This window comes from Streptomyces sp. B93 (assembly GCF_018070565.1).
Classification (GTDB): Bacteria; Actinomycetota; Actinomycetes; order Streptomycetales; family Streptomycetaceae; genus Streptomyces.
In genome coordinates, this window is the sequence record NZ_JAGPXL010000051.1 from 38479 (window position 1) to 46717 (window position 8239).

7 protein-coding genes, 1 pseudogene and 1 riboswitch are annotated in these 8239 nt (G+C 70.9%); of the genes and pseudogenes, 6 read left to right on the forward strand and 2 right to left on the reverse strand.

The genetic code is table 11. The features are described 5' to 3' along the window. The first annotated feature begins 142 nt into the window (after positions 1–142). Positions 143–976, forward strand: a complete 834-nt coding sequence (locus tag KBY47_RS31340) for an HAD family hydrolase (protein WP_210927142.1) — start codon at positions 143–145, stop codon at positions 974–976. Here the strand turns inward: KBY47_RS31340 and KBY47_RS31345 are convergent. Further along, positions 970–1452, reverse strand: a complete 483-nt coding sequence (locus KBY47_RS31345) for a transglycosylase SLT domain-containing protein (protein ID WP_210927144.1) — start codon at positions 1450–1452, stop codon at positions 970–972. The two genes, KBY47_RS31340 and KBY47_RS31345, sit on opposite strands and share 7 nt — an antisense overlap. Positions 1453–1455: 3 nt before the next feature. Continuing rightward, positions 1456–1650, reverse strand: a riboswitch (cyclic di-AMP (ydaO/yuaA leader). Between the two features lie 617 nt (positions 1651–2267). On the opposite strand from KBY47_RS31345, the gene KBY47_RS31350 reads away from it, so the two are divergent. The 4 genes from KBY47_RS31350 (at position 2268) to KBY47_RS31365 (ending at position 6961) form a co-directional block, all read left to right on the forward strand. After that, the gene (locus tag KBY47_RS31350) at positions 2268–3278 is read left to right on the forward strand and encodes a polyprenyl synthetase family protein (protein WP_210927146.1); all 1011 of its coding nucleotides are present in this window, start codon (positions 2268–2270) and stop codon (positions 3276–3278) included. 412 nt (positions 3279–3690) lie between these two features. Beyond that, a complete protein-coding gene (locus KBY47_RS31355) occupies positions 3691–4941 on the forward strand; it encodes an outer membrane lipoprotein carrier protein LolA (RefSeq protein WP_210927148.1) in 1251 nt (416 codons plus the stop codon). A gap of 99 nt (positions 4942–5040) precedes the next feature. Next, positions 5041–6009, forward strand: coding sequence for an ABC transporter ATP-binding protein (locus KBY47_RS31360; RefSeq protein WP_247695515.1), 969 nt, complete (start codon positions 5041–5043; stop codon positions 6007–6009). Beyond that, positions 5996–6961: an ABC transporter permease gene (locus tag KBY47_RS31365; RefSeq protein ID WP_374103137.1), complete on the forward strand. Its 966-nt coding sequence runs from the start codon at positions 5996–5998 to the stop codon at positions 6959–6961. The genes KBY47_RS31360 and KBY47_RS31365 overlap by 14 nt, the downstream gene beginning before the upstream one ends. Positions 6962–6997: 36 nt before the next feature. Here the strand turns inward: KBY47_RS31365 and KBY47_RS31370 are convergent, their stop codons facing one another. Then, a complete protein-coding gene (locus KBY47_RS31370) occupies positions 6998–7576 on the reverse strand; it encodes a flavodoxin family protein (RefSeq protein ID WP_210927154.1) in 579 nt (192 codons plus the stop codon). 179 nt (positions 7577–7755) lie between these two features. On the opposite strand from KBY47_RS31370, the pseudogene KBY47_RS31375 reads away from it, so the two are divergent. Next, a pseudogene (locus KBY47_RS31375) lies at positions 7756–8239 on the forward strand (tetratricopeptide repeat protein); the annotation flags it as partial.

Sequence of the window (8239 nt, forward strand, 5' to 3'; positions counted from 1 at the left end):
CTGCGTGAGAAAGGAGGGGGAAGGACCGGGCCGGGACAGGGGGGATCGTGCCCGTGTGGGACCGAAGAAGGGAGCGGCGCAAGGAAGTTGGGAGGGGATCGGGTGGTGAACGGGGCGGGCGCGATGTCCGTATTCTCTGATCATGGCCGCACCCATCGCATATGCCGAGCGCACCGCGTACTCCCTCATCGCCACCGACCTGGACGGGACGCTGCTGCGCGGCGACGATACGTTCTCCGACCGGTCGCTGGCCGCACTCGCGCGGGTGGCCGCGGCGGGTGCCCGGCACCTGGTGGTGACGGGCCGGCCGGCGCCCAGGGTGCGTCCGCTGCTGGAGTCGCTGGGCAGCACGGGGCTCGCGGTGTGCGGGCAGGGCGCGCAGTTGTACGACGCGGGCGCGGACCGGCTGCTGTGGTCGGTCACCCTCGACCAGGAGCTGGCCGAGACGGCGCTCGGCAAGATCGAGGCGGAGGTGGGGCAGGTCCACGCGGCGGTCGACCAGGACGGCGTGGAGGGGCTCACGCTCATCGAACCGGGATACCTGATGCCGCACCCCACGCTGCCCGCGGTGCGGGTCGGGCGGCGCGACGACCTGTGGTGCGCCCCCATCAGCAAGGTGCTGCTGCGGCATCCCGCCCTGTCGGACGACGAGTTGGCGTCGGTGGCGCGTGCGGTGGTGGGTTCACTGGCGACGGTCACCATGTCGGGGCCGGGCACGGTGGAGCTTCAGCCGTGCGGCATCACCAAGGCGACCGGGCTGGCGCTGGCCGCACGGCACCTGGGTGTGCTGCCGGAGGACACCGTCGCCTTCGGCGACATGCCCAACGACATCCCGATGTTCGACTGGGCGGGCCATGGCGTCGCCATGGCCAACGCCCACCCGGAGCTGAAGGCGATCGCCGACGAGGTCACGCTGTCGAACGAGGACGACGGCGTGGCCGTCGTCCTCGAACGTCTCTACTCGCAGGCTCAGTAGGCGCCGAAGACGTTGTCGATCGAGCCGTAGCGCGCGGCAGCGTAGTTGCAGGCGGCGGTGATGTTCGCGACCGGGTCGTACGGGTCGTACACGGTGCCGGGCACGTGGTAGGCGGCGAAGGTCGGGTCGATGACCTGGAGCAGGCCCTTGGAGGGGGTGCCCTTGGCGGCGTTGGAGTCCCAGAGGTTGATGGCGTTGGGGTTGCCCGACGACTCACGGATCACGTTGCGGTAGATGCCGTCGTAGGAGCCGGGGATGCCGTGCTGCGCCATCACGGAGAGCGACTGGCGGATCCAGCCGTCGAGGTTGTTCGGGTAGACCGTGGCCGCGGTGGTGGTGGCCGTGGCGGTGGTCGTGGTGTGCGCGGAGGCGGTGGTGGCACCCATCAGCGGGAGCGCGAGTACGGCCGCGCCGGTGCCGACGAGAACGAGCTTGCGGGTGATGCGGGCACGGCGGGGCTGGCCGTTTGCAGGCATGGCGAATGTCCTCTCCGTCGCCTGCGAGGTGAGCTGTCGGGTTCGGGCTGGAGATGCCCGGCCGTGCCCTGTGCGGGCACGGCTTCACCCCGAGCCGGGCCATGACGGCGTACGGCGTCGTGTGTGACGTCGAACGCGTCGCGGCCCGGCGGCTTACCTGGGTCCCCCGCTCCTGCCGTGGATGAGTGAGTCCGTCAGTGGGTTGCCGGAGCGGCGGCAGGATTAGGCGTCCGCCCGACAGGCCGGGAACGTATGCGAGAGCACATGTCGGAAACAAGTAGGGGATCCGTGGATCACACCGTTCAGCGCCCGATCGACCTTGATCGGGTGATTTCGGGGCACTTGATCCTTTGCGGGCGCACAGGTTCAACTGCGGGTGACGGGCGGGAGGTTCGTGAGGTGGGTGTGATGGCGGGGTGGAGGTGCGCTCCTGTGAGCCGGGTGAGACAACTCACGGGAGGCAACAAGACCGGCAAAACGGGCAATAGCCGCCAACTCCCCGCAGGGGTCGGGGTTTATGCCCGGGTGAATTCGGAACCCCCTGGGGTCGGAGCTTCGTTTGTCCTCAGGGGCGACCGTGGGGGGGTGGATAGCCGCTTTCCTTGCCATCTGTCCCAATTGATCCATTTAGCCCCTGTGTCTACTCTTTTCGGGTGATCAAAAACATACGGGCCGTGATCCGATACCGCCCGTGCCGCAACGGTGGGCGCCCTCGGTGATCGAAACGTGACCGGATACGCTGACTTGAGTGAAGGCAGCGACGTATCGACAAACCGCGTAATCGCCGGTGGACACCAGCAGACAGGAGACCCCTCGTGACCGTCGTCGGGCCGTTCGGGCTGAGCGTGCGGGACCAGGCCCTGGAGGCCGATGTCCAGTCTGGGTTGGCGGCCGTCGAGGAAGGGTTGCTTGAGGCAACCAAAAGCGAGGTTCCGTTCATCACCGGCGCCGCCCAGCACCTCGTACGGGCGGGCGGGAAGCGGTTCCGTCCCCTGCTCGTGATGCTGGCGGCCCAGTTCGGTGACCCCTACGCCCCCGGAGTCGTGCCTTCCGCCGTGGTCGTGGAACTGACCCACCTGGCGACCCTGTACCACGACGACGTGATGGACGAGGCGGCGGTACGGCGCGGCGTACCGAGCGCCAACACCCGCTTCGGCAACTCCGTCGCGGTCCTCACCGGCGACTTCCTCTTCGCCCGTGCCTCGCACACCCTGGCCGACCTCGGGCCGGAGGCGGTGCGGGTGCAGGCCGAGGCGTTCGAGCGGCTGGTGACCGGGCAGATCCTGGAGACCGCGGGCCCGGCCGACGGGCGCGACCCCGTCGACCACTACCTCGACGTGCTCGCGGGCAAGACCGGCTCGCTGGTCGCGGTCGCCTGCCGGTTCGGCGCGATGATGTCCGGCGCCGACGAGACCGTCGTCGACGTCCTCACCCAGTACGGCGAGCGGCTCGGTGTCGCCTTCCAGCTCGCGGACGACGTCCTGGACATCGCCTCCGACTCCCATGAGTCCGGCAAGACGCCCGGCACGGACCTGCGCGAGGGCATCGCCACCCTGCCCGTGCTGCGGCTGCGCGAGCGGGCCGCCCGGCTGGGGCTGGAGGAGGACATCGCCCTGTGCAAGCTGCTGGACTCCGACCTCACCGACGACGAGCAGCACGAGCGCGCGCTCACGGCGCTGCGCGCCCACCCCGCGCTGGAGCAGGCGCGGCGCGACACGGTGCGGTACGCGGAGGAGGCGCGGGCGGCGCTCGCGCCGCTGCGGGAGTGCGGCGCGAAGGCGGCGCTGATCGAGCTGTGCGACGCGGTGGTGCACCGGGCGGGGTAGTGACCCGGACCGCCGGTCACCGCGTTCCGGTGGCGTTCGCGGGCCGCCGCGTCCGGTCGTGCCGACGGGCCGGCGCCTCGATGCTGGCGGACCGACACCTCCCGTACCGCTGACGGGCCGCCGCGTCCGGTGGTCCGTCAGGCCGTCGTGTACCACCGTTCGGCGCAGTGCGACCGGAGGCTGATCGCCGCCCCCTACGGGTCGGCGGACGCGGCGTCACCCCGTGTCATACCCCAGCAGTACGCGGAGTTGGCTCCGTGGGCTGACGCTTCTCGCGGGCCGATTTGGTCAGATGGGAACCACGGAAAACACCACTCCTCACCGATTCGGGTGAGAATGGCGGCTCGGGGTACAGCGCGACGAGGACGTGACGAGACGGACAGCCGCCGCCGACGCGAGAGGTAAGGCACACATGGCACCGTACGCATCCGACGACAACACGACCGCGGCGCGGGACGCGCAGGACGACGAGGCGCGCGGGGCACGGCGCAGGGCCGCGCGGTATGTCGTGCCGGTCGCGGTGACGGGGGTGGCCGCGGCGACCATCGGGCTCGTCCCGGCGCTCGCCGACTCCGGCAGCCCGGACCTTCCGGAGATCAGCGCACAGCAACTCATACAGAAGATCGCGGAGTCGGACGTGCAGCAGCTGTCCGGGACGGTGAAGATCACCGCGGATCTGGGCCTGCCCGACCTGGGCGGCCTGGGCGGCGGTCTGGCGTCCGGGATGGCCGGGCAGGGCGACGGCGAGGGCTCCTCCGCCGACCCGTCGGCGAAGCTGACCGAGCTGGTCTCCGGCACCCACACCCTGCGCGTCGCCGCCGACGGCCCCGACCGGCAGAAGCTGTCGCTGCTGGAGGACGCCGCCGAGTACAGCCTGATCCACAACGGCGATGACGTCTGGGGCTACGACAGTGCCTCGAACGAGGTGTTCCACGGCACCGCCGACGACAGCGCCCACGCCGACGGCAAGGCCGGCAAGGGCGCGGGGGAGACGGCGGACGAAGTTCCGGTCACGCCCAAGGAGATGACCGAGGAGGCGCTGAAGGCGGTCGACGACACCACGTCCGTGACCGTCGACGGGACCGCCCAGGTCGCCGGGCGCGACGCGTACAAGCTGCTCATCAAGCCGAAGCAGTCCAGTTCCACGGTCGGCGCGATCAGCGTGGCGGTGGACGCGAAGACCGGTATGCCGCTGAAGTTCACGCTGACCCCGGCGAGCGGTGGCGCCGCCGTGGTGGACGCGGGCTTCACCCAGGTCAGCTTCGCCAAGCCGGACGCGTCGACCTTCGACTTCACCCCGCCCAAGGGCGCGAAGGTGACCGAGGAGGACGAGGCGGTACCGGAGGAGCACGCGCGCGGAGCCGAGGAGGGCTTCGCCAAGGGCCTGGAGAAGGGCCCCGAAGGCCTGGAGGTCATCGGTGAGGGCTGGAACGCCGTAGCCGTCTTCGACACCGGCGGCGAGGGCGTGCCCTCGGGCGCCGAGGTCGGCGGGGACGTCGGTGGCTTCCTCGACTCCCTCGGGGACCAGGTCAAGGGCGACTTCGGAACGGGCACGGTCTTCAAGACCCGCCTGGTCAACGCCCTCGTCACGGACGACGGCAAGGTCTATGTGGGCGCCGTCACGAAGGACGCCCTGGTGAAGGCGGCCGAGTCGGCACAGTGAGCGGTAAGCGGTAAGCGGTAAGCGGTAAGCGGTAAGCGGTAAGCGGCAAGCCGCAGGGAGACAGCGGGGGACGAGGAAGCCGAGGAGCTGATGCGGAGCATGGGGGACACAGGGGAAGCCGTCGTGGAGGACGAGGACGGCGTCATCCGCACCCGCGCGCTCACCAAACGCTACCGAGGCGGTCAGCTCGCCGTGGACGGTCTCGACCTGACCGTCCCGGCGGGCAGCGTCTTCGGCTTCCTCGGCCCCAACGGCTCCGGCAAGACCACCACCATCCGCATGCTGATGGGCCTGATCGCCCCCACCTCGGGCACCGCGCGGGTGCTGGGGCGGCCCATGCCCCGCGCCGCGCAGTCCGTCCTGCCGCACGTCGGCGCCCTTATCGAGGGCCCCGCGCTGTACGGCTTCCTGTCCGGCCGGGAGAACCTGACCAGGTACGACGCGGCCGACCCGACCGCCGATCCGCGCACCCGGCGCGTCCGCGTCGAGGCGGCGCTGGAGCGGGTCGGGCTCGCGGCGGCGGCCGGGAAGAAGGCGAAGGCGTACTCCCTCGGGATGAAGCAGCGGCTCGGGCTCGCGGCGGCCCTGCTCCAGCCGCGCAGGCTGCTCGTCCTGGACGAGCCGACCAACGGTCTCGACCCGCAGGGCATGCGGGAGATCCGTGGGCTGGTCAGGGAGTTGGCGGCCGAGGGCACGACCGTGTTCCTGTCCTCGCACCTGCTAGACGAGATCGAGCAGGTGTGCACGCACGCCGCGGTGATGGCGCAGGGCAGACTGATCACCCAGGGCACGGTGGCGGACCTGGCGGCCGGGCTGCGGGGACGGCTGGTGGTGACCACGCCGGACCAGGCGGAGGCGGCCAGGGTGCTGAAGGAGAAGGGCGTCGGTGATGTCGTGGTCGCCGACGAGGACCGGGTGACGGCGGACGCGCCGGACGGCGAACTCGCCGAGCTGAACGCGGCGTTGGTCGAGGCCGGGGTCCGGGTCCGGGGCTTCGGGGTGGAACGGGCCTCACTGGAGGACGCGTTCATGGCGTTGACGGGGGAGGGGTTCGATGTCGCCGGCTGAGGCGGGGGGAGCAGGCGGGGCGGTGGGAGCGGAGCCCACAGGCACGACCGCCGGAGCCCCCGCGTCCCCCGCGCCCTTGGGATCTCGCAGGCGGCCCGGCCCGCTGTGGACCTTCGGTCTCCTCCGCAGTGAACTCGTCATCACGTTCCGGCGCTGGCGCACCCTGGCGCTGCTCGGGGTGCTCGCCGCCGTGCCGGTCCTCGTCGGGATCGCCGTGAGGATAGAGACGAGTGACGGCTCGTCCCTCGGCGGCGGGGGCGGCGGTGGTGGAGGCGGCGAAGGGCCCGCGTTCATCGCGCAGATCACCAACAACGGCCTGTTCCTGGTGTTCACGGCGCTGGCCGCGACCCTGCCGTTCTTCCTGCCGATGGCGATCGGCGTGGTCGCGGGCGACGCCATCGCCGGTGAGGCGAACGCGGGAACCCTGCGCTATCTGCTCGTGGCCCCCGCGGGCCGGACCCGGCTGCTGCTCACCAAGTACGTCACGGTGATCGCCTTCTGTCTGGCGGCCACCCTCGTGGTCGCGCTGTCGGCGCTCACCGTGGGCGCCCTGCTCTTCCCGTTGGGCGAGCTGACGACCATCTCCGGCACCCGGATCAGCTTCGCCGAGGGCCTGCTGCGGGCGCTGCTGATCGCGCTCGTCGTCGCCGCGTCACTGGTAGGCGTGGCGGCGCTCGGCCTGTTCGTCTCCACGCTCACCAACAGCGGGATCGCGGCGATGGCGACGACCGTCGGGCTGTTGATCACCGTCCAGATCCTGGACCAGATACCGCAGCTGGACGCGCTGCACCCGTACTTCTTCTCGCACTACTGGCTGTCCTTCGCCGACCTCATGCGTGAGCCGGTCTACTGGGACGACCTGCTGAAGAACCTCGGCATCCAGGGCCTGTACGCGGCGGTGTTCGGCTCGGCGGCCTGGGCGCGGTTCACGGCGAAGGACATCACGGCCTAGGCGCCCGGCGCGGCGACCAAGCCCTCGGCGCGGCGATCAGGCCCCCGGAAAGCGGGCGAGAGGCGCTTCGGAGGCGAAGAACGTCTTGGCGCGGGCCAGCGCCGCCGTGTCGTTCAGTACGTCGCCCGGCTTGCTGCCGTTGCCGAGCAGGACGCCGCCGAAGCGCATCTTCAGGTAGGCGGCGGAGTTGTTGAGCGTCCCGATCAGCGGGTCGGCGACGACCGGTTCGGCGTCCGCGAGGGCGGTGACGCCCCAGAGCGTGCGCCCGGCCATCGTGGCCTTGAAGTCGACGTGGGGTGTGCGCAGCCAGCCGGACCAGTAGTCGAGGTAGCGCTTGGTGTGGCCGGACACCGAATACCAGTACAGGGGCGAGGCGATCACGATGTCCGTCGCCGCGAGGGTGGCGTCGAGCAGCAGCGCGGCATTGCCCTCCCGGGGCCGGGTGTGGTCGGAGTCGTGCCGCAGGTCCACGAAGTCGGGCAGTGGGTGCTCGGCCAGGCTGATCCACTGCTGCTCGACGTCCGTGGGGAGTTGTTCGGCTGCCCGGCGGGCCAGCAGTTCGGTGTTGCCCGCACTGCGGCTGCTGCCCAGGACGAACAGGAAACGGCGGCTCATGGCTACCCCCAAATGTCCGGCGTACGATCCTTAAAGGCGCATGCATTATATGCACACGCATCCATACTCCGGCAAGGCCGTCCCTTGGGACGAGGCTGTGACGGCGCGGTGACGTGTGCGGAGGCGGATGGCGGAGAGACTCGACAGTACGACCACGGGCGTACCCGAGTGAGGAACCGATGTCCCTACCCAGCCGCGATCAAGAACGGGAACCCGTCGAGGTTCGGGTCTCCGGCGCCGACGGAGGCGGTGCGACGGTCGGGGGTGTCCCGGTCGTCGTCGCGGCGGGCGAGGAACCGCAGCAGGCGGTGCTGAAGCACCTGCGCCGTATGGCCCGTGCGACCGGCAGCCCCGTTCTGGCCAGGGTCCATGACGAGCGCATCGGTTACGTCGTCCCGCTCCAGGTCGACCCGGACGGTGCCAGCCGCTTCACCGCCGAGCCGACCGCCATCCCGGTCACCGTCCCGTTGGGTGAGTTCGGACCGCCACCGGTGATGAGCGCGGGGCCGCGTCCGGCCGAGGGGGACGTGCCGGAGAGCGGCCCGTACGCCGCCGGCGGCCACCGGCCCTACCCGAATCCGGCCCCCGTCCCCGCACCTGAGCCGCCCCGTACCCCCACCTCCGCCCCGGTCCCGGCACCTGAGCCGCCCCGTACCCCCACCC

Excerpts from the sequence above, each read along its gene's own strand:
- KBY47_RS31340 (WP_210927142.1), top strand. The coding sequence starts at position 143 with ATGGCCGCACCCATCGCATATGCCGAGCGCACCGCGTACTCCCTCATC.
- KBY47_RS31345 (WP_210927144.1), bottom strand. The coding sequence starts at position 1,452 with ATGCCTGCAAACGGCCAGCCCCGCCGTGCCCGCATCACCCGCAAGCTC.
- KBY47_RS31355 (WP_210927148.1), top strand. The coding sequence starts at position 3,691 with ATGGCACCGTACGCATCCGACGACAACACGACCGCGGCGCGGGACGCG.
- KBY47_RS31360 (WP_247695515.1), top strand. The coding sequence starts at position 5,041 with ATGGGGGACACAGGGGAAGCCGTCGTGGAGGACGAGGACGGCGTCATC.
- KBY47_RS31365 (WP_374103137.1), top strand. The coding sequence starts at position 5,996 with ATGTCGCCGGCTGAGGCGGGGGGAGCAGGCGGGGCGGTGGGAGCGGAG.
- KBY47_RS31370 (WP_210927154.1), bottom strand. The coding sequence starts at position 7,576 with ATGAGCCGCCGTTTCCTGTTCGTCCTGGGCAGCAGCCGCAGTGCGGGC.